Source organism: Cellulomonas avistercoris, from assembly GCF_014836445.1.
Classification (GTDB): Bacteria; Actinomycetota; Actinomycetes; order Actinomycetales; family Cellulomonadaceae; genus Cellulomonas; species Cellulomonas avistercoris.
This window is the reverse complement of the sequence record NZ_JACSQV010000008.1, coordinates 172,398-191,621: the sequence shown is the minus strand read 5'-3', so window position 1 is coordinate 191,621 and position 19,224 is coordinate 172,398. Positions and strand designations below refer to the sequence as shown.

General features: G+C 73.8%; 20 protein-coding genes. 9 read left to right on the top strand and 11 right to left on the bottom strand.

Annotated features, from left to right (window positions below):
* Together H9657_RS11170 and rny are read left to right on the top strand one after the other, a co-directional pair.
* On the top strand, positions 1 to 578 hold a 578-nt coding region (locus tag H9657_RS11170; protein ID WP_225215105.1), incomplete at its 5' end, for a regulatory protein RecX.
* A gap of 135 nt (positions 579 to 713) precedes the next feature.
* Positions 714 to 2,246 (top strand): ribonuclease Y, encoded by a 1,533-nt coding sequence (gene rny / locus H9657_RS11165; protein ID WP_191783365.1) that lies wholly within the window; start codon positions 714 to 716, stop codon positions 2,244 to 2,246.
* Positions 2,247 to 2,270: 24 nt separating this feature from the next.
* Here rny and H9657_RS11160 read toward each other — a convergent pair whose 3' ends face one another.
* The 4 genes from H9657_RS11160 to H9657_RS11145 all read right to left on the bottom strand — a co-directional run bounded on the left by H9657_RS11160 (position 2,271) and on the right by H9657_RS11145 (position 5,444).
* Complete coding sequence (locus H9657_RS11160) at positions 2,271 to 3,143, bottom strand: amino acid ABC transporter permease (RefSeq protein ID WP_191783363.1); 873 nt, start codon at positions 3,141 to 3,143, stop codon at positions 2,271 to 2,273.
* Positions 3,140 to 3,829, bottom strand: a complete 690-nt coding sequence (locus H9657_RS11155; protein WP_191783361.1) for an amino acid ABC transporter permease — start codon at positions 3,827 to 3,829, stop codon at positions 3,140 to 3,142. The genes H9657_RS11160 and H9657_RS11155 overlap by 4 nt, the downstream gene beginning before the upstream one ends.
* 435 nt (positions 3,830 to 4,264) lie before the next feature.
* Positions 4,265 to 4,858 (bottom strand): DUF416 family protein, encoded by a 594-nt coding sequence (locus H9657_RS11150; RefSeq protein ID WP_191783359.1) that lies wholly within the window; start codon positions 4,856 to 4,858, stop codon positions 4,265 to 4,267.
* Between the two features lie 88 nt (positions 4,859 to 4,946).
* Positions 4,947 to 5,444, bottom strand: coding sequence for a nitroreductase family deazaflavin-dependent oxidoreductase (locus tag H9657_RS11145; RefSeq protein ID WP_191783358.1), 498 nt, complete (start codon positions 5,442 to 5,444; stop codon positions 4,947 to 4,949).
* Between the two features lie 220 nt (positions 5,445 to 5,664).
* On the opposite strand from H9657_RS11145, the gene H9657_RS11140 reads away from it, so the two are divergent.
* Positions 5,665 to 6,276, top strand: coding sequence for a DUF4291 domain-containing protein (locus H9657_RS11140; RefSeq protein ID WP_318241434.1), 612 nt, complete (start codon positions 5,665 to 5,667; stop codon positions 6,274 to 6,276).
* Positions 6,277 to 6,288: 12 nt separating this feature from the next.
* Here the strand turns inward: H9657_RS11140 and H9657_RS11135 are convergent, their stop codons facing one another.
* Together H9657_RS11135 and H9657_RS11130 are read right to left on the bottom strand one after the other, a co-directional pair.
* Positions 6,289 to 6,789 carry a HEAT repeat domain-containing protein gene (locus tag H9657_RS11135; protein ID WP_225215104.1) on the bottom strand — a complete coding sequence of 167 codons (501 nt, stop codon included), beginning with the start codon at positions 6,787 to 6,789 and terminating at the stop codon, positions 6,289 to 6,291.
* 381 nt (positions 6,790 to 7,170) lie between these two features.
* A complete protein-coding gene (locus H9657_RS11130) occupies positions 7,171 to 8,013 on the bottom strand; it encodes an SMP-30/gluconolactonase/LRE family protein (protein ID WP_191783354.1) in 843 nt (280 codons plus the stop codon).
* Between the two features lie 147 nt (positions 8,014 to 8,160).
* Here H9657_RS11130 and H9657_RS11125 point away from each other — a divergent pair, with 147 nt between their 5' ends.
* Positions 8,161 to 9,285, top strand: coding sequence for an endo-1,4-beta-xylanase (locus H9657_RS11125; protein WP_191783352.1), 1,125 nt, complete (start codon positions 8,161 to 8,163; stop codon positions 9,283 to 9,285).
* An 89-nt stretch (positions 9,286 to 9,374) separates the two neighbouring features.
* Complete coding sequence (locus H9657_RS11120) at positions 9,375 to 9,671, top strand: GNAT family N-acetyltransferase (RefSeq protein WP_191783350.1); 297 nt, start codon at positions 9,375 to 9,377, stop codon at positions 9,669 to 9,671.
* A gap of 39 nt (positions 9,672 to 9,710) precedes the next feature.
* Here H9657_RS11120 and H9657_RS11115 read toward each other — a convergent pair whose 3' ends face one another.
* The gene (locus tag H9657_RS11115) at positions 9,711 to 10,292 is read right to left on the bottom strand and encodes a DinB family protein (protein ID WP_191783348.1); all 582 of its coding nucleotides are present in this window, start codon (positions 10,290 to 10,292) and stop codon (positions 9,711 to 9,713) included.
* A 133-nt stretch (positions 10,293 to 10,425) separates the two neighbouring features.
* Between H9657_RS11115 and H9657_RS19700 the strand changes: the two genes are divergently transcribed.
* A complete protein-coding gene (locus H9657_RS19700) occupies positions 10,426 to 10,896 on the top strand; it encodes an ATP-binding protein (protein WP_191783346.1) in 471 nt (156 codons plus the stop codon).
* A 45-nt stretch (positions 10,897 to 10,941) separates the two neighbouring features.
* Here H9657_RS19700 and H9657_RS11105 read toward each other — a convergent pair whose 3' ends face one another.
* Genes H9657_RS11105 through H9657_RS11095 form a run of 3 tightly spaced genes read right to left on the bottom strand, consistent with a single transcriptional unit; the run spans position 10,942 to position 14,116 of the window.
* Complete coding sequence (locus tag H9657_RS11105; RefSeq protein ID WP_191783344.1) at positions 10,942 to 11,646, bottom strand: hypothetical protein; 705 nt, start codon at positions 11,644 to 11,646, stop codon at positions 10,942 to 10,944.
* Between the two features lie 59 nt (positions 11,647 to 11,705).
* Positions 11,706 to 12,764 (bottom strand): magnesium and cobalt transport protein CorA, encoded by a 1,059-nt coding sequence (locus H9657_RS11100; RefSeq protein ID WP_191783341.1) that lies wholly within the window; start codon positions 12,762 to 12,764, stop codon positions 11,706 to 11,708.
* Positions 12,761 to 14,116 carry a YndJ family transporter gene (locus tag H9657_RS11095; RefSeq protein ID WP_191783339.1) on the bottom strand — a complete coding sequence of 452 codons (1,356 nt, stop codon included), beginning with the start codon at positions 14,114 to 14,116 and terminating at the stop codon, positions 12,761 to 12,763. The genes H9657_RS11100 and H9657_RS11095 overlap by 4 nt, the downstream gene beginning before the upstream one ends.
* A gap of 249 nt (positions 14,117 to 14,365) precedes the next feature.
* On the opposite strand from H9657_RS11095, the gene H9657_RS11090 reads away from it, so the two are divergent.
* From H9657_RS11090 to H9657_RS11080, 3 genes are all read left to right on the top strand, one after another.
* Positions 14,366 to 15,790 carry an endo-1,4-beta-xylanase gene (locus H9657_RS11090; RefSeq protein ID WP_191783337.1) on the top strand — a complete coding sequence of 475 codons (1,425 nt, stop codon included), beginning with the start codon at positions 14,366 to 14,368 and terminating at the stop codon, positions 15,788 to 15,790.
* A 105-nt stretch (positions 15,791 to 15,895) separates the two neighbouring features.
* Positions 15,896 to 16,873, top strand: a complete 978-nt coding sequence (locus H9657_RS11085) for a pseudouridine synthase (RefSeq protein ID WP_191783335.1) — start codon at positions 15,896 to 15,898, stop codon at positions 16,871 to 16,873.
* Positions 16,874 to 16,976: 103 nt separating this feature from the next.
* Entirely contained in the window at positions 16,977 to 18,299 is a 1,323-nt protein-coding gene (locus H9657_RS11080; protein WP_191783333.1) for an FAD-binding oxidoreductase, read from the top strand.
* A gap of 16 nt (positions 18,300 to 18,315) precedes the next feature.
* Here the strand turns inward: H9657_RS11080 and H9657_RS11075 are convergent, their stop codons facing one another.
* Entirely contained in the window at positions 18,316 to 19,140 is an 825-nt protein-coding gene (locus tag H9657_RS11075) for an LPXTG cell wall anchor domain-containing protein (RefSeq protein ID WP_191783331.1), read from the bottom strand.
* Positions 19,141 to 19,224: the final 84 nt, after the last annotated feature.

The following is a 19,224-nucleotide window of genomic DNA, read 5'->3' as shown; positions in this document are numbered from 1 at the left end:
GCCGCCCCCCCCCCCCCCCCCCGGCTCCCGAGCCGCCCGAGGACGGTCCGGCGGCGCACGACGCCGAACCGGACCACGAGTCGGTCGCGCGGGCGATCGTGCTGCGCCGCCTGGCCGCCGCGGCTCAGTCGCGCGGCCAGCTCGAGGACGCGCTCGCCCGGCGCGACGTCCCCCCGGACGTCGCGCGGCGCGTGCTCGACCGGTTCACCGAGGTCGGGCTCATCGACGACCAGGAGTACGCGCGCATGTTCGTGCGGTCGCGGCACGCCGAGCGCGGGCTCTCGCGACGGGCGCTGGGCGTCGAGCTGCGGCGCAAGGGCATCGACGACGAGACCGCGGCCGTCGCCCTTCAGGACGTGGACGACGACGACGAGGAGCAGGCGGCGCGCGGTCTCGTCCGCCGTCGGCTGCGCACGACCGCGGGGCTGGAGACCGCGGTGCGGGTCCGGCGCATCTACGGGGCGCTCGGCCGCAAGGGGTACCCGGCAGGGCTGGTCGCACGCCTCGTGCGGGAGGAGCTGGCCGCCGAGGGGACGGACGACGCCGACGCAGGACCGCCCGCAGACCTCGGCGACTGACCGGCGAGGGCCCACGCCGCGGCGCGCGGCGACCGACCGCGCACGTCCGACCGGGCGCGGCGGCGGTGCCCGGGCCGTCGGACCGGTGACAATGAGCTGTGTCGTCCGTCCGGGGCGTCCGCGTCGGGAGGTGCTGTGGAACCGGGTGCGATCGTCACCGTCGTGGGGCTGCTCGGCGCGTGCCTCGTGGCACTCATCCTCGTCCTCACGGCGCGCCGTGAGGCAGACCTGCACCGTCGCGGTGCCGCCGAGGACGTCGCGCAGATCCGCGACGACGCCCGCGCGATGCTGGCGGACGCCGAGCGACGCGAGCGGCGGGTGGCCGACCGGGAGCGCGAGCTGGCGAACGAGCGCGGCGAGCTCGCGGCTCTCGAGCGGCGGACGCGCGCCGAGGCCGAGGCGCTCGCCGAGAGCCGCCGCAGCGCCGCCCGCGAGCTCGACAAGGCCGAGCGGGCGGCAGCCCGCACGCTGGCCGACGCCGACCGTGCCGCCAACGAGCGGCTCGCCGACGCGCGCGACAAGGCACGAGCCGAGCTCGAGTCCGTCAGCGGCCTCACGCACGACGACGCCCTCGCCGAGCTGACGCGGCGCATCACCGACCAGGCCGTCGACGCGGCCGCCGCCCACGTCCGGCGGACCGAGGCGCAGGCGCGTCGGACCGCGGAGGCGCGCGCCCGGCGCATCGTGTCGACGGCGGTGCAGCGCGTGGCGGTCGCCACCAGCGCGCAGCCGGTCGTGACGATCCTGCCGCTGCCGTCCGACGAGATGAAGGGCCGGATCATCGGCAAGGAGGGCCGCAACATCCGGCACTTCGAGGCGCTCACGGGCGTCAACGTCCTCGTCGACGAGACGCCCGACACCGTCGTGCTGTCCTGCTTCGACGCCGAGCGCCGCGAGGTCGCGCAGGTGGCCCTCGAGGCCCTCATGGCCGACGGACGCATCCACCCGCAGCGCATCGAGGCCGCGTACGCGGAGGCCCTCGCGGGTGCGGACGAGCGCCACGTGGCCGCCGGGCACGACGCCACCGAGCGGGCGGGGATCGACCACCTGCACAGCGAGCTGGTCCGCACGATGGGTCGGCTCCGGCTGCGGTCCTCGTACGGGCAGAACGTCCTGGAGCACCTCGTGGAGAGCGCGCAGATCGCGGCCGCGATCGCGGCCGAGGTCGGTGCGGACGTCGCCGTCGCACGACGGGGCGCGTTCCTGCACGACCTGGGCAAGGCCCTCACGGCCGAGGTGCCCGGGACGCACGCCGCCGTGGGCGCCGACCTCGCGCGACGTCTCGGGGAGTCGGACGCCGTCGTCAACGCGATCGCCGCGCACCACGACGAGGTCCCCCCGGCGACCGTCGAGGCGGTCCTCGTGCAGGCGGCGGACGCGATCTCGGCGTCACGGCCGGGCGCGCGCCGTCAGGAGATCGACCAGTACGTCGAGCGGATGGGCGAGCTCGAGGCCCTCGTCGCGGCGCACGACGGCGTGCGGCGCGCCCTGGCGATGGCCGCGGGCCGTGAGGTGCGTGTCGTGGTCGAGCCCGACGAGGTCGACGACCGCGCGCTGCCGCAGCTCGCGTCGTCCATCGCCAAGCACATCGAGGCCGACCTGACGTACCCGGGCGAGATCCGCGTCACCGTCGTCCGCGAGCTCCGGGCGAGCGCGACCGCCGGCTGATCAGCTGCCGGCGGTCGGCCCGGCCTAGCGGTCGGCGCCGCCGGGCGCGACCACGAGGGACGGGGCCTCCGCCCGGGCGGTGCCCGCGGTGAGCCGGCCGACGCGGGACGCGAGGCGCTGCGCGAGCGTCGTCAGCCCGTAGTTGATGACGATGAACACGAGCGCGGCCACCAGCAGGGCCTGCATGATGTTGCCGTTCCCCGAGCCGAAGCGTCGGGCGGCGTCCAGCAGCTCGGGGTAGGTGATGATCGCGCCCAGGGCCGTGTCCTTGAGGATGACGACGAGCTGCGAGGCGATCGCCGGCAGCATCGCGATGAGCGCCTGCGGCACCTCGACCAGGCGCAACGACTGGCCGGGTCGCAGACCGACGGCGAGCGCCGCCTCGCGCTGACCGTGCGGCAGGTTGTGGACGCCGGAGCGGACGAGCTCGGCGAACACCGAGCCGTTGTAGAGCATCAGCGCCAGTACCACCGCGAGCAGCGGCACGTCCTGCGGCTCGACGACCCGGAGCTGGGAGATCCCGGCGTAGAAGAAGATCATCATGAGCAGGACGGGGACGGCGCGGAAGAACTCGACCACGGTGCCGGACACCCAGCGCACGACGCGCGAGCCCGACAGCCGCCCGAGGCCGAAGAGCAGACCGAACACCGCCGAGGCGGCGATCGCGAGGCCGGCGGCGCGCAGCGTGTCGCGCAGACCCGGCAGCAGGTAGCTGGTCCAGGTGCCCTCCGCGAGGAACGGCTGCCAGAGCGCCGGGTCGAGCTGGCCCTTGCGGCCCAGCAGGACGAGCACCCACGCGCCCACACCGGCCACCAGGAGCGCGGCCAGGACGTTGACCACGGCCATGCGCCGACGTGAGCGCGGGCCGGGGACGTCGAAGAGGACGAGATCGCTCATCGGGCCACCGCCAGGCGTCGGGACAGGGAGGTCGTCACGAGCCCGACGGGCACGACGATGATGACGTAACCGAGCGCGAAGGTCAGGAAGATCGCGAAGATGACGTCCGGACGGAACTCGATCATGGTCCGCATGAGTCCCGACGTCTCGGCGACCGAGCCGGCGGCGGCGACGGTGGAGTTCTTGATGAGGGCGATGAGCACGTTGCCCAGCGGTGCGACCGCACCGCGGAAGGCCTGGGGCAGGATGATCAGCCGTGCCGCGGGCCAGAACCCCAGCCCGATGGCACGGGCCGCCTCGGCCTGCCCCACCGGGACCGTGTTGACCCCCGAGCGCAGCGCCTCGCACACGAACGCGGCGTGGTAGACGGCCAGACCCAGCACCGCGAGGCGGAAGAAGTTGGTCTGGAAGTCGCTCGAGAGCGTGATCCCCAGCTGTCCCCACAGTCCGAGCACGCAGAACACGATGATGATGGTCAGCGGCGTGTTCCGCAGCAGCGTCACGTACGTCGCGCCGGCCCAGCGCAGGCTCGGGACGGGCGAGATCCGCATGAGCGCGAGCAGGGTGCCGATCACCAGGGCGATGACGGCGGCGTAGAGCGTCAGCTGGATGTTCACCCAGAACGCGGCGAGGACGTCGAACTGGTCGAACAGGGACAGGAACTGGTCGAGGTACCCCTCGTCCACCCGGGCCTCCCGAGGGTGCGGTGCGGTGGGTGTGGCCCGGGGGCGGGCCCCCCCGGGGGGGGGCCCGCGGCCCACCTGACGCTCGGGGCGTTACCGCTCGAGCTGAGCGCCCAGATCGACGTCGTCGCCAGGGCCCGCGCGTCGTCGTAGCCAGATGGCTGGGCACCACTCGGCCAGAAGAGCCAACGCCCCGACAGCACCGGGCGACCCGACCCGACCCGAGGCTGTCGCCACGTCCCCGTGCCTCTGGTGCCAGTCGGCGAAGGCCAGAGAACGAAGCGGCGCGAGGTGGGCCTCCGTCCGACGCACCGAAGCGGTGAAGGGAGTCCTCTGCGGAGATCGCCTCGCGGCCGGGAACCACGACCATGGCCAGCACGAGCGACCGCTCGTCCGAACTCATCACGGCACCACCCGGATGTGCGCGAGAGCGCTCCGTCATGCGAACAACCCGGCGAACGCGCGGGACTCCGCCCGCACGCTACGGCGGACGGTCGAGGGGCTGTGCGTAGCCGCCTGGTCCAGCCACTCGGCAACGGCCCGGGTTGCCGCCCGGACGACGGTGGCGGTGCGAAGCTCATCCTCGACGTCGGCCGAGTAGACCATCACCGCCCTTCCGTCCGCATGCTGCGCGGCGTAGTCGGCTGCCTCATACACCTGCCGCGCAGCCCACACCGCCTCCTGAGGATCATCAGTGAGCCAGGAACGGGCGGCATAGACGACAGCAGCGATCGCACTTTGTGCGTAGCCGGCTTCCATGACCCAGTCCTCGTCGCCGTCGAACGGGACCATCGACTCGGCGGTCGCCCGGGCTGCTGCCACGTCAGCGTCCACACCGTCGAGAGCGTCCCAGACTGCGTCCAACGAGCCCCTCAGCACCTCGAGGCGCTCTGCAGGCAGCGACACGGCTGCGGCGTACCGCTCGACCACGGGCCACAACAGCTCAGCGCAGGCGGCCGCGAACGCGGTTCTGGCAGACCGGTCGATCCGGCATGACTCGGCAAGCAGCCACTCCTCGTCGTAGTCCTGCACGCGTCACCACCTCGCCGATCTCGGGCCCGTCAGCGTCGTGCCCTCATGGGCGACACCGCGGCGGCCGCGTCACCTGCCTTGCCCGCCCCTACGCCCCCGGCGCCGGCACGGCGGGTTCGAGCACGACGACGACCGTCTCGGTCCGTCGGTGCGCGGCGTGGGCGTCGAACTGCGGGTCGAAGCGCAGCCACGTCCGCCACAGCCGGTTGCGCTCGTCACCCGTCGCGGCGCGCGCCCGCACCGTGCGCGGCCCGTCGGGCAGCTCGACGGTCGTCTCGGGGTGCGCCTGCAGGTTGAGCCACCACGCGGGGTGCCCCTCGCCCCAGCCGTTCATGGCGACGGTGACGACGTCCGGCCCGTCGAGGGCGTAGGCGACGATCGCCCGGTACGGGTGCCCCGTGCGACGGCCCACGGTGTGCAGCACCATCGTGCCGAAGCGGTCCTCACGCGGCGGCCAGAGCCCCAGCCGGCCACGTGACACCCGGTGGATCCCCCGGTGCACCACCCACGCGATGCGGACGAACCAGCGCGGCGGCAGCCACGGCCGGCGGCCCTCGGGTCCTGCGGCGATTCCGGTCTCACCCATGCTCGCCCTCCGTCGCTGCGCCACGCCCGGGCGGACGTGGACGAACGGTACCGAAGGTGCGGACCGGACATCCATCATGGGTGAGCCGGTCAGGGCCTCTGTCGCAGGGTGTCGCACCCGACCTCTGCCGCGATCCGAGCCAGGTGCTGTGGACCGCCCGTCGGTACACTCTGGCGGACGCGAGCCTGGCCGCATCCAGCGCGGTACAGATGGAGATTCGGTGACAAGCACCGCACGTCCCCCTGAGCGACAGATCCGTGCGGTCTTCGACGGCGAGACGATCACCGTCTACCAGGCATACTCCGCTGCGATCGCCGTCCCCGCGGCAGCAAGCGGCTCACTTCTCGGAACGCCTTTCAGCCTGAACCGGATGACATGGGTCAAGCCGTCGTTCCTGTGGATGATGTACCGGTCGGGATGGGCCACCAAGCCCGGCCAGGAACACGTGCTCGCCATCCGGATGAGCCGCGCCGGGTTCGAGGACGCCCTGGCAATGGCCTGCCTCAGTCACTTCGACCCGGACGCCTACGCCGACCGGGAGACGTGGAGCCGGCGCAAGGAGGCCAGCCCGGTCCGCGTCCAGTGGGACCCGGAGCGTGACATCACGCTCGGACCCCTGCCATGGCGAGCTATCCAGATCGGCCTGGCGGGTGAGGCCGCCCGCCTGTTCGCCCAGGACTGGACCGTGCAGATCACCGACATCACCGAGCACGTCCGTCAGGTGCACGAGCTGGTCGTCAGCGGTCGCCGGGACGCCGCTGTCGAGCAGCTGCCGGACGAGCGTCCGTACCCGCTCGCCGGCGATCTCGCGCAGGTCATCGGTGCGACCTGACGCCCGGGGGTCTCACCGCTCGAGCTGAGCTCGCGCCGTTCGCGCGACGATGCCGTCGTCGGCGCGGGACAACGACTCCAACACGCGGCGCGCAGCAGGGTCGTAGATCGAGCCGAGCGCCCAGACCGCCTTCGTCGCCAGGGCCCGAGCGTCGTCGTAGTCGAGATAGCTCGGCACCCACTCGGCCAGATGAGCCAACGCCCCGACCGCACCGGGCGACCCGACCCGTCCCAGGGCTGTCGCCACGTCCTCGTGCCTCTGGTGCCAGTCGGCGAAGGCCAGAGAACGAAGCGGCGCGAGGTGGGCGTCCGAGAACCCGAACCTGAAGCACACCACGAGCGCGAGCTCGACATCGACGGGGTCTCGACGATCGACCGCGTCGTGCAGGAGTCCGAGGCCCAGCTTCTCGCCGTCCGACGCACCGAAGCGGTGAAGGAAGTCCTCTGCGGAGATCGCTTCGCGGCCGGGCACCACGACCATGGCCAGCACGAGCGACCGCTCGTCCGGACTCATCACGGCACAGCCCTCCAACTGATGATCGAGTCGTTGAACGTGTCCAGGGCCCCGCCGCGGCCGAGCCCGATGTTGACGATCCCCCCCCTCCCCCTTGAAGAACGCCGACGTCGACGTCCACCCCGAGGAGACCCCGGGCCGGCGACGACGAGCGCGGAGACCGCGCTCAGCAGGCCGCGACGGACGTGGGCATGACGGATCCGGTGGTGCACGAGCGCCCCCTGCGACTCATGGTCGCGGTGGGAGCCCCCGGTGCGACGAACCGGGAGCATCCTGGGGAGGGGGTCACTGACAGGTGTCAATGCCTGAGGCAACTCTTCTCGAGCCCGTCACACGACGTCGACGTCCCGGAGCCCGCGCCGGCCCGGGACCGCCGTCCGCTCAGCCGCCGAACGGCAGCACCGGTCGACCGGGCACGTCGACGCGCACCCGGAACAGCGCTCCCGCCTCCGGCTCGGGGTCCTCCAGGTGCTCGCGCGACGTGGAGATGTACAGGTCCCGCAGGTCCGGGCCGCCCAGCGTGCAGGCCGTCGTGAGGCGGACGGGGACCTCGACCTCCACCAGCACGTCGCCCGCCGGCGACACGCACCGGACGCGGCCGGCACCGTTGAGCGCGACCCACACGTTGCCCGCCGAGTCCACCGTGAGCCCGTCGGGGCTCTCGTCCGCGCCGGAGACGAACGGCCGCCGGTTGGTCAGGCGCCGGTCGACGACGTCGAACACGTCGGTGCGGCCCGTCGCGGTGTCGTCGTAGTAGGCGCGCGCGCCGTCGGGCGAGAAGTCGAGGCCGTTGGAGATGGTGACGTCGTCGAGCACGACCTCCACGTCACCACCGGGCGTGATCCGGTACAGCCGCGCACCGCCGGGCCGGGCGTCGTACGCCATCGACCCCACGTACAGCGTCCCCCACGGGTCGCACCCGGCCTCGTTCATCCGCACGCCGGTGTCCGACCACAGCTCCGGCTGCGGCGTCGGCAGGCCGTCCGGCGACTCCGCGAGCCCGATGCCACGCTCGAGCCCGACCACGTAGCCGCCCCGCGAGCGCGGCCGCACGAACGCCGCGACGTCCCCCACGTGCAGGCGGTCCACCGAGCCGTCGTCGTTCAGGGTCAGCAGGTCGCCCGCGAGCATGTCGACCCAGCGCAGGCCACCCCACGTCGGTGACCAGCACGGACCCTCGCCGTGGTAGGTGACGGCGTCGGTGACCTGCTCTGCTCGCAGCACGGGTGCTCCTCGGGACGGTGGCGGGGGTGACGTCGAGCCTGACAAGGACGGGTCCGCGGCGCACGTCGGCGCGCGGTGAGGTGTGAGGCACGCTCGTGCGCGGCCGCGGGATCGGCGCGCGTCGTCGACCCCGTAGCATCCGGCGTCATGAGAGCAACGAGGCTCGTCCGGGACGGGGCCGCGCTGAGCGCCGCCGCCGCGCTCGCCCTCGGCGGCTGCACGGCCGCCGCCGAACCGTCCCCCACGGCGACCCCCACCCGCGCCGCCGCACCCGAGGTCGCGCTGCGCGACCTGACGCGCCCCGGCCTGGCGGTCGGTGTCGCGGTCGCCGGCGGCGGGCACCACGCGGCGTCCGGCTACCCGGACCCGTTCGGCGAGGACGAGACCTACCGCGACGTGATCGCCGAGCAGTTCTCCTCGGTGACCCACGAGAACCAGCTCAAGTGGGAGTTCCTGCGGCCCTCGCGCGAGGAGTTCCGGTTCGAGGGCGCGGACGCCGTCATCGACTTCGCCGAGCAGAACGGTCAGCAGGTCCGCGGCCACACCTTGCTGTGGCACTCGCAGAACCCGCGCTGGCTGACCAGCGGCACGTTCACGGACGACGAGCTGCGCGCGCTCCTGCAGGAGCACATCGCCACGGTCGTCGGCCGGTACAAGGGCCGGATCGTGCACTGGGACGTCGCCAACGAGATCTTCGACGACAAGGGTGTGCTGCGCACCGAGGAGAACCCGTTCCTCGCGCGCTTCGGCACCGCGATCGTCGCCGACGCGCTGCGCTGGGCGCACGAGGCCGACCCGGACGCCGTCCTGTACCTCAACGACTTCAACGTCGAGTCCGTCGGGGCCAAGTCCGACGCCTACCTCGCACTCGCGACCGAGCTGCTCGCGGCCGGTGCGCCGCTCGGCGGGTTCGGCGTCCAGGGCCACCTGTCGACGCAGTACCCGTTCCCGGGCGACCTCGAGACCAACCTCCGGCGCTTCACCGACCTGGGCCTGGAGGTCGCGATCACCGAGCTCGACGTCCGCGTCCCCGTCGACGCCGCGGGCCGCGCCGAGCCCGACGACGTCGAGAAGCAGGTCGAGTACTACGGCCGCGCCGTCGACGCGTGCGTCGCCGTCGAGCGCTGCACCTCCCTCACGCTGTGGGGCGTGACGGACCGCTACTCGTGGGTCCCGGGCTGGTCGCCGGGCGAGGGCGCGGCCACCGTCCTCGACGAGGACCTGGCCGTCAAGCCCGCGTTCACCGCGGTCGCCGACGCGCTGGGGTCCTGAGGGCCGACGCCCGGGTCGCGCCGGGACGTGACGTCAGTACGCTCGCCAGGACGGCTGCCGCGCCGGGCGCCGCGTGGAGGGGAGCCACCATGACCGAGGAGCCGACCGGACCCGCGGTGGTCGAGCACGACGAGCCGAGGCGTCGCTACGTCCTGCGGATCGGCCCCGACGAGGTGGGCGAGCTGGGGTACTCCGTCGCGGCGGACCGCGTCGTGCTCGAGCACACCCTCGTCGACGAGTCCCGGCAGGAGAAGGGCCTGGGCTCGCAGCTCGTGCGGTACGCCCTCGACGACGTGCGCGGCGCCGGGCGCCGCGTGGTCCCGCAGTGCCCGTTCGTCCGGGCGTACGTCGAGCGGCACCCGGAGTACGCCGACCTCGTCGACTGACGAGGTCCCGCCGGTCGATCCGGTGGCGTCCGCCCCGGCTCAGCGGCCCGACACCTCGCGCGCCGCGCGCTCGATGCGCGCTGTGTGCGCGACCCACTCGGCGGGGCTGCGGCTCGACACGTTCGGGTCGTCGGCGACCAGCCCCGCGCGCCCGTCGAGCTGCTCGCGCAGGACGTCGGCGTGCCCCGCGTGCCGGGCGACCTCCGCGAGCAGGTGCACGAGCACCTGGTGCAGCGTGACCCGCGGCTCGCCCCACCACGGGACCTCCCCGACCGCGTCGAGGCTCAGCGCGTCGACCGTCGCGTCGGAGTGCTCCACCGAGTGCTCCCACAGGTCGAGCACCGACGCGCGGCTCTCGTCCGCCGGCACCCACAGGTCGGCGTCCGGCTCGGCGTCGTCGGCGAACCAGGGCAGCTCACGCGGGCTCGGACGTCCGAAGACCTCGCCGAGGTAGCCGACCTGGACGCTCGCGACGTGCTTGACGAGGCCCAGCAGGTTCGTCCCCATGCCGGTCAGCGGGCGGCGCACGTCGTACTCGTCGAGCCCGTCGAGCTTGCCGACCAGCCCGTCACGCTGGCCGCGCAGGTACCGGTGCAGCGTGGCCTTGGCGTCGGTGTCCATGCGGCCACGGTCCCACCCGCCACCGACACCCGGAGCGTCCGCGCGCACGCCACGACGGCGCCCTGGGTGGGATCTCCCCTGCCCGGCACGCCGGGACGAGCACAACGGCCCGCGCTGATCTACGGTCAGGCGGGTGAGCACACCGCCGACGCCCTCGGGCGAGAGCCCGAGCACGGACGGCGGGCTGCCCACCTCGCGGCCGCCGGCACGGTTCACACCGGTGCGCCGCTGGGTGCTCGACAGCCTCGCCGAGCTCGTGGGCTTCCGGCAGCAGCTGCGCGAGGAGATCCGCACCCGCTCCGGGGAGTCCGCCGACGCGCTCCTGGGCAGCGTCGCGCACGACCTGGTGCTGGTCGCCTCCGAGCTCACGACCAACGGGATCCGGCACGGACGACCGCCCACCACCGTCGAGCTCCTGCAGGACGGCGACCACTTCCTGCTCACGGTCGCCGACCACGACCTGGGCAGCGTGCCGCGCATCGCGGGCGATCGTCCGCCCGGTGAGGGCGGGTACGGCCTGCAGATCGCGCGGCGCCTGGCGCGGGACGTGGGCTGGTACCGGACCGACACGGTCAAGGTGATCTGGGCCGAGCTGGGCGCCTGACGGCGAGGCCTCCCGTGCGACGACCGGTCCCCTCGTGGCGCCGGGTCAGATCGCCGTCCAGTAGGCCGGCACCGCGGTCGTGGCGTACTCGTGCACGACGGACCACATGCCGCCCGCGAGCGCGTCCTGCGGGACGAGGAACGGCAGGACGCCCCGCACGACGCCGCCGGTCGCCACCTCCGGCGTGACGGTGAGGTCGTCCGGGACGATCGCGTCGGCCGACTCGAACGTGCGGCCGTCGGCAGCCACGAACGTGACCCCCAGGTCCAGCCACGCCTGGCCCGTCGCGTCGCCGCGGTAGGTCGCCGTGAGAGGCAGCAGGACGTACGTCGAACCCTCCGGCGGTGCCTCGTTGAACTCGTAGTACCCGGACACGACGTCGTCGGCGGCGAAGTCGGCCGCCGAGAGCAGCACCTCGTAGACGGGTGCGCCCGCCTCGCTGAACGTGACGGTGTCGACGTCGGGGACCGCCGGGTTCTCGCGCGCACCCTTGGCCGCCTGCGTCGGCGCAGGTGCCGGCTCCTCGGTGGGCGACGCCGCGGGGCTCGCGGTGGGCGTCGCGGACGACGTCACGGGGGCGACCTCGCCCGGCTCGGCGCTGCAGGCGCTCAGCAGCAGGCCGAGCGACAGCGCGGCGCCTGCGGCCGCGGTGGACGTGGCGATGCGCATGGTTCTCCTCGGGTGGGCCCCTGGTCCGGGGTGCCGGGCGGGCGTGAAGGACAGGACGGACATGACGGGCACGACGGACATCCTGGCCTCGTCACCCGCGAGGGGCCGGTGGTGTCAGCAGCGTGAGACGGCGCGCGTGCTCAGAGCCACCGGCGGCGCTTGAAGACGAGGTAGAGGCCGAAGCCCATCACGACCATGGCGGCGACGGCCAGGGGGTAGCCGAGACGCCAGTCGAGCTCGGGCATGTGCGTGAAGTTCATGCCGTAGATCGTGCCGACGAGCGTGGGGGCGAAGAGGATCGCCGCCCACGAGGAGATCTTCTTGACCTCCTCGTTCTGCGCCAGGCCGGTCTCGGACAGGCGTCGGGTCTCCTCGTTCTGCACCAGGCTCGCCTCGGACAGGCGCCGCATCTCCTCGTTCTGCGCCTGGGTGACGAGCGTCGAGTGCACGGTCAGGGCGTTCTCGAGCAGCACCTGGAAGGAGTCGGCGCGGTCGCTGATGCGCAGCGCGTGGTCCAGGACGTCGCGCATGCGCCGCTGCAGCTCGACGTCGACCCGGTACTTGTCGGCGCCGCGCAGCAGCCCGTCGAGGATGTCGCGCAGCGGGCCGGTGGCGCGCTGGAACGCGATCACCTCGCGGAGCAGCTCGTAGATGCGCCGGGACACCGCGGGGTCGCCGCCGAAGAGCTGGTCCTGGATCTCGTCGATGTCGTTCTCGAGACCGGCGACGACGGGCGCGTACCCGTCGACGACCTCGTCGCACACGGCGTACAGGACCGCCTCGGGCCCGAGCGCGAGGAGCTCGGGGGCGGCCTCGAGCCGGCGGCGCACGGCGCCGAGGTCCGGGTTGGTCGCGTGCCGGACCGTCACGACGAACTCCGGCCCGATGAACAGGTGGACCTCGCCGAACTCCACCTGCTCCTCGGCGTCGAGGTACCAGGCAGGCCGCAGGACGACGAACAGCGTGTCCCCGTAGCGCTCGAGCTTGGCGCGCTGGTGGCCCTTGAGCGCGTCCTCGACCGCGAGCGGGTGCAGGTCGAACTCGGCGGCCAGCGCGTGGATCTCGTCCGCGTCGGGCCGGTACAGCCCGATCCACGCCATCCCGTTGTGCTCCCGGAGCTGCTCGAACGTCTCGTCGAGCGTGGTCGGGGTCAGCGTCCGGCGACCCGTCACGTAGATCCCGTTGTCGACGAGCGTCATGCCGTCCCCACCCCTCGCTGCCGTGCCCGGTGCAGCCGACGGGCTGCGCGGGCGAGCATACGGACGTAGAGCGTCTGGCCCAGCGGCACGAGCGGCCCGAGCCACCGGACCCACCCCCACGCCGGGCGGCTGTACGCCTCGACGTCGAGCCACACGTCACCGTCGCGGAGCACCACGCGGAACGCCTCCTCACCCGCGAACGGGTGGCCGGGGAGCGTGCCGTACGCGAAGCCCTCGTCGTCCGCCCACACGACGCGGCAGGGGGCGCGCAGCGCGACCGGTCCCACCCCGAGGAGCGTCACGACGCGCCGGCCGGGGACCGCGGGACCGTCGGCCCGCACGCGCACGCCCGCGGCGCGGTGCACGCGCCAGGCCCGCACGTCGTCCGCGAGCGCCGCGCGGGCGGCGTCGTCACCGCCGCGCACGACGCGGTGGCGGACGCGCAGCACGCGGTCGCCGGTCGGCACGCCCGCGCGGGTCCGCAGCGCGACGAGCGAGCCGAGGACGACGGCCAGCGCGTTGAGCGCGCCGTGCGTGGCCACCATCCACGACAGGTCCGGGTGCGGCACGTCGGTCACCTCGCCGACCGCCCACCACAGTGCCAGCAGCATCGCGGCGCCGCTGCCCACGACGGCGGCGGCCGCCCACGCACCGGCCGCGCGCGAGCCGCCCCGCCGGCCGTCCGAGCGGGCCGCGCGCCACGCGGCCGCCGTGGCGCACCAGATCCCGGCGGTGAGCACGACGGTCCCGACGAGCTCCGCCTCCTGCGACACGAGGTAGCCGACGAGCACGGCTGCCACACCGAGCGTCACGCCGGCGGCGCCGGCACGGGCGAGCCGGCTGCCATCACCCGTCTCGGCACGCACGGCCAGGCCCGCGGCGAGGCACGCGCCGAAGCCGGCGAAGAGCATGTGCGGCACCGTCAGCAGCAGGATGTCGCCGTCGAAACCGAGCACCGCCGCACCCGCCCGGTCGGCGACCAGCGCGAGGGCTCCCACGGTCGTGACGCCCAGCCCGACGGTGACGGCGACGTCGGACGCGACCGTCCGGCGGTCCCGGTGCGCCGTCCAGGCGCGCGCGGCGGCGGCGAGCAGCACGACGGTGGCCGCGGCGAACGGCGCCGCTGCCGCGACCGCCGCAGGCCCGCGCGGGAGCAGCAGCGCGAGCGCCGCGGCCACGCCGACGAGGGGCCAGACGGGCGACCGCGGCCATGGCACCCGGACCGCGCCCGCGGCGTCCACCAGGCGAAGGCCCAGCGGCAGCACGACCACCGCCCCGAGGGCCACCGCCAGCCGCACCCCCGCGAGCGCTGCGGGTGCGAGGTCGTCGGCGGCTCCGGCGATCGATGTCATGGCGTCATTGAACACGCTCAACTGAACATGTTCAACAGCGTCGGGACCGCAGCCCCGGAGGCGAGGCATGCAGCGGCTCCACCCCGTCCCGACGCCGACCCCATCGGGGCGCCGACACGCACAGATGTCGGACCTGCACGCGAAACTTGAACGTTTAGTTCGTTGACGGACCCACGCGCGAGTCGAAGAGTGGGGCCTCCGCCGACCGGCTCGCTGACGACCCGGCGCTCGGCTGAACAAGGAGGAACGATGACCCCCCCATCCACGCTCCGACGAGGACGCAGCCACGTCGCTCGCGGCGCTTCCGCCGTCGCCATCCTCGCCCTCGGGGTGACCGCAGCCGTGGCCATCCCCGCCCAGGCCGCCGGCTCGACGCTCCAGGACGCCGCCAAGGGAAGCGGGCGCTACTTCGGCACCGCGATCGCCGCCAGCCGGCTCAACGACTCCACCTACTCGACCATCGCCAACCGTGAGTTCAACATGATCACGGCCGAGAACGAGATGAAGATGGACGCCACGGAGCCGAACCAGAACCAGTTCAACTTCAGCCAGGGCGACCGCATCCTCAACTGGGCGCAGCAGAACGGCAAGCAGGTCCGCGGCCACGCGCTGGCGTGGTACTCCCAGCAGCCGGGCTGGATGCAGAACATGTCCGGCACCCAGCTGCGCAACGCGATGCTCAACCACGTCACCGGCGTCGCGACCCACTACAAGGGCAAGATCTACGCCTGGGACGTCGTGAACGAGGCGTTCGCGGACGGCAGCTCCGGCGGCCGCCGCGACTCGAACCTCGAGCGCACCGGCAGCGACTGGATCGAGGCCGCGTTCCGCGCCGCCCGCGCCGCCGACCCGGGCGCCAAGCTCTGCTACAACGACTACAACACCGACGACTGGACGCACGCGAAGACGCAGGGCGTCTACCGCATGGTGAGCGACTTCAAGTCCCGCGGCGTGCCGATCGACTGCGTCGGCCTGCAGTCGCACTTCAACCCGCAGAGCCCGGTGCCGGCCAACTACCAGACGACGATCGAGCGCTTCGCGGCCCTCGGCGTCGACGTGCAGATCACCGAGCTCGACATCGAGGGCTCCGGCCAGCAGCAGGCGGAGAACTTCCGCAAGGTCACGCAGGCGTGCCTCAACGTCGCCCGCTGCACCGGTATCACGGTGTGGGGCGTGCGTGACACCGACTCGTGGCGCGCCTCGGGCACCCCGCTGCTGTTCGACGGCTCGGGCAACAAGAAGGCCGCGTACACCGCGGTCCTCGACACGCTGAACAGCGTCAGCGGCACGACCCCGCCGCCCACGAGCACCCCCCCGGTCACGACCCCGCCGGTGACGACCCCGCCCGTGACGACCCCGCCGGTCACCACGCCGCCCGTCACCACGCCGCCGCCGGTCTCCGGCAGCTGCTCCGCGGCGCTCACCATCGCGAACAGCTGGCCCGGCGGCTACCAGGGCACCGTCACCGTGACGGCCGGCTCCTCGGGCCTCAACGGCTGGCGCGTCACCCTGCCGGGCGGCGTGTCGACGAACAACGTCTGGAACGGCAACGTCTCCGGCAGCGTCGTCTCCAACGCCCCGTACAACGGCTCCCTCGGGGCCGGGCAGTCGACCAGCTTCGGGTTCATCGGCCAGGGCAACGCGCCCGGTGCCGCCACCCTGACCTGCAGCTGATCCGCTCCACCTGACCGGCTCCGCGCCGGGCACGACGGCGCCGCTCCCCTCCCAGGGGTGCGGCGCCGTCGTCGTCCACCCAGGCGGGGCTCGTACCATCGACGCGTGCCACCCCTGTCCCCGCTCCCGGCACGTCACGGCCTCGGTGCCGCCCACCTGTGCACACCGTCCCGCGCGCGGGGCGTCGCCGACGCGTGGCCGACGATGGGCGCGTGGCTGCGGCACCGGCTCCCCGAGCACGTCGACGTGGCGGGGATGCTCGCCGACGGCAGCTTCGTCGACGAGGACGGCCGCGCGCTGCGGGACGACGACCCGTTCGTGCCGTCGCGGCACGTGTGGTTCCACCGGATCGTGCGCGACGAGCCCGTGGTGCCCGGCACGATCCACGTGGTGCACCGCGACGAGCGGCTCGTGGTGGTCGACAAGCCGCCGTTCCTGTCGACGATCCCGCGCGGGCGGCACATCGTCCAGAGCGTCGTGGTGCGGCTGCGCGACGAGCTGGGCCTGCCGGAGCTCTCGCCGCTGCACCGCCTCGACCGCGGCACGTCCGGGATCCTGCTGCTCGCCACCGAACGACGCTGGCGCGGCGTCTACCAGACGGCGTTCGAGCGCCGGCTGATGGACAAGACGTACCGCGCGCTCGCGCCGCTGCGCGCCGACCTCGAGCTGCCGACGGTCGTGCGCAACCACCTGCGCAAGGTCCGCGGGACCCTGCACGCCGAGGTCGTGCCCGACGCCCCGGTCAACGCCGAGACGCTCGTCGAGCTCGAGCGTGAGGTCGACGGCCTCGGTGTGTACCGGCTGACCCCGCGCACCGGCCGCACGCACCAGCTGCGCGTGCACCTGAGCGGGCTGGGCATCCCGATCGTCGGCGACCCGCTGTACCCGGTGCTGCGCGACGTCGACCTCGACGACTTCCGGCACCCGATGCAGCTCCTCGCCGCCGGGATCGCGTTCACCGACCCCGTCGACGGGCAGCGCCGCGAGTTCCGCAGCGTGCGGTCGCTGCCGCTGACCTCGTCGGTGTCCCCGGCGGCGCAGGTCGCTGCGGCGGTCGGCGAGCGGTCCGCGGCGACGACCTAGCCGACCGTCCCGGGGCCGCCCGCCGGGGCCCGCCTCCCGGAGCGCCGGACGTGGCGGAGGACGGGACCTTGGCAGACGGCCCGTCGGTCGTCACAGTGGTGGAATGTCCACGTCCGGACCGCTGCCCGCCGCGTTCGCGGGGGACGTCCTGGTCCCGGGGTCCCCCGGGTACGACGCCGCGCGCACCGTCTGGAACGGGGCCGTCGACCGCCGCCCCGCGTACGTCGTGCGGTGCGCGGGCACCGAGGACGTGCGCACCGCCGTCCGGGTCGCGCGCGAGCTCGACCTGCCGCTGGGCGTGCGCGGCGGGGGGCACGGCGCGGCCGGGTGGGCCGTGCCCGACGGCGGCCTCATGATCGACCTGACCCGGATGCGCGGCGTCACCGTGGACCCGGTGCCGCTCACCGCGCGGGTCCAGGGCGGGGCGCTGCTCGGTGCGCTCGACGCGGCCGCGCAGACGTACGGGCTCGCGACGACGGCGGGCATCGTCTCGCACACCGGCATCGGTGGGCTCGCGCTCGGGGGCGGCGTCGGCTGGCTCGCGAGGATGTACGGCCTGACGTGCGACAACGCGCTCGGGTACGAGGTGGTGACCGCCGAGGGTGAGGTCGTCGAGGTGTCCGCAGAGGAGCACCCCGACCTGTTCTGGGGGCTGCGCGGCGGCGGCGGCAACTTCGGCGTCGTCACCCGCTTCGACCTCGCGCTGCACCACGTCGGCACGCAGGCCCTGACCGCCGAGGTCGACCTCGACCCGGCGGGCGGGCTCGACGCGCTGCGGACGTGGCTGGCGATGATGCACCAGGTCCCGCGGCGGGCCACGCTCGTCGCGCAGGTCACGGCCCACGGGCCGCTCACGCTCGGCTTCGTGTGGGTCGGCCCGCCCGACGGGGCGACGCCGCTGGTCGCGCAGCTCGACGCGCTCGGCACTCCCCTGGCGCGGCGCGTCGCGCCGCTCACCTACCTGGACCTGCAGCGCCGGTTCGACGTCCCCACGGCGTACGGATTCCGGCGCTACGCCAAGAGCCACTACGTCCGCGAGCTGCCCGACGCCGCGCTGGAGGCGTTCCTCGCCCACGCCGAGGCCGACGTGGGTGGTGCGAACCTCGTCGCCTACGGCGGCGCCGTCGCCGATGTCGACCCGGACGCGACGGCCTTCGCGCACCGCGACGCGTGGTTCGAGTACGACGCCGGCGCCTCGTGGCTGGACCCCGCCGACGACGAGCGCCGCGCGGCGACGTGCCGGCGGCTCGCCGCGACGATCGAGCCGTGGAGCGTCGGCGTCTACGTCAACGCGTTGGGGTCCGAGGGCGCGTCACGCGTGCGCCACGCGTACGGCGACGCCACCTACGCGCGGCTGCGGCAGGTGAAGTCGGCCTGGGACCCGCAGAACGTCTTCCGGCTGAACCAGAACGTGCCGCCCGCGTGAGCCGAGGGACGAGCCGTCAGGCCGTCCGACGCCGCCGGCGCGCGACGAGCACGAGGCCGGCACCGGCCAGGAGCGCGGCCGCGGCCAGCGCGGCGATCGGCCCCTCGGCGACGCCCGTGGCGGCGAGCACCACGGGGCGCTGCGTGCCGCGCGGCGCCGTCACCGCGGGAGCCGCGGGGGCAGGTGCCGCCGGGGCAGGTGCCGCGGGGGCAGGTGCCGCGGGGACGGCAGGCACGGCCGGGACGACGGGCGGCTGGGCCGCCTGCGCGTCGAGGTCGCGCGCCACGAACTGGCCGCTGGCGATGAACTCGCGCAGCTCGGCGGCCGACCCGGCCAGCGCCACCTGCGTCGCCTCCCACAGCACGGGCGAGGACTCGGGGGTGATGACGTCCAGGATCCTGGCAGCGGACAGCCGGTCGTCGGCGTACTGGGCCCTGGGCAGGCCGTTCGTGAGGAACTCCGACCACACCGCGGGGTCGCTGCTCTCCGCCGCGGCCTGCACGGCCCGGTCGATGAACGGCGTCTCCGCCCAGGCGACCACCTGCAGCAGGCGGTAGCGCTCGTCGAGGTGGAACGCGGCGAGGTAACCGCCGTCGACGTACGCCCTGATGTCCTCGTCGGTGCCCGCGAGCGCCGCGGTGGCCGCCTGGTACGTCGAGGAGCCGGTGGGGGCGGTCGCCTGGACCTGCTCCGTCCAGGCGCGGTAGTCCTCGTCGGTCGTGCCGCTGAACCCCGCCAGCACGAACGCCCGGTGGTCCGCCACCGCGTCCGCGGCGGCCGGCACGGCACCGAGCCCAAGCCCCACCGCCACCAGCAGTACGGCGACCCCGAACGACCTCATCAGCTTCCGCACAGCACGCCTCTCGTCATCCCCCTGCACCTGACGGTGCGGCACCCGCGCAGAGCGAGCAGCCGCGGGGACTCT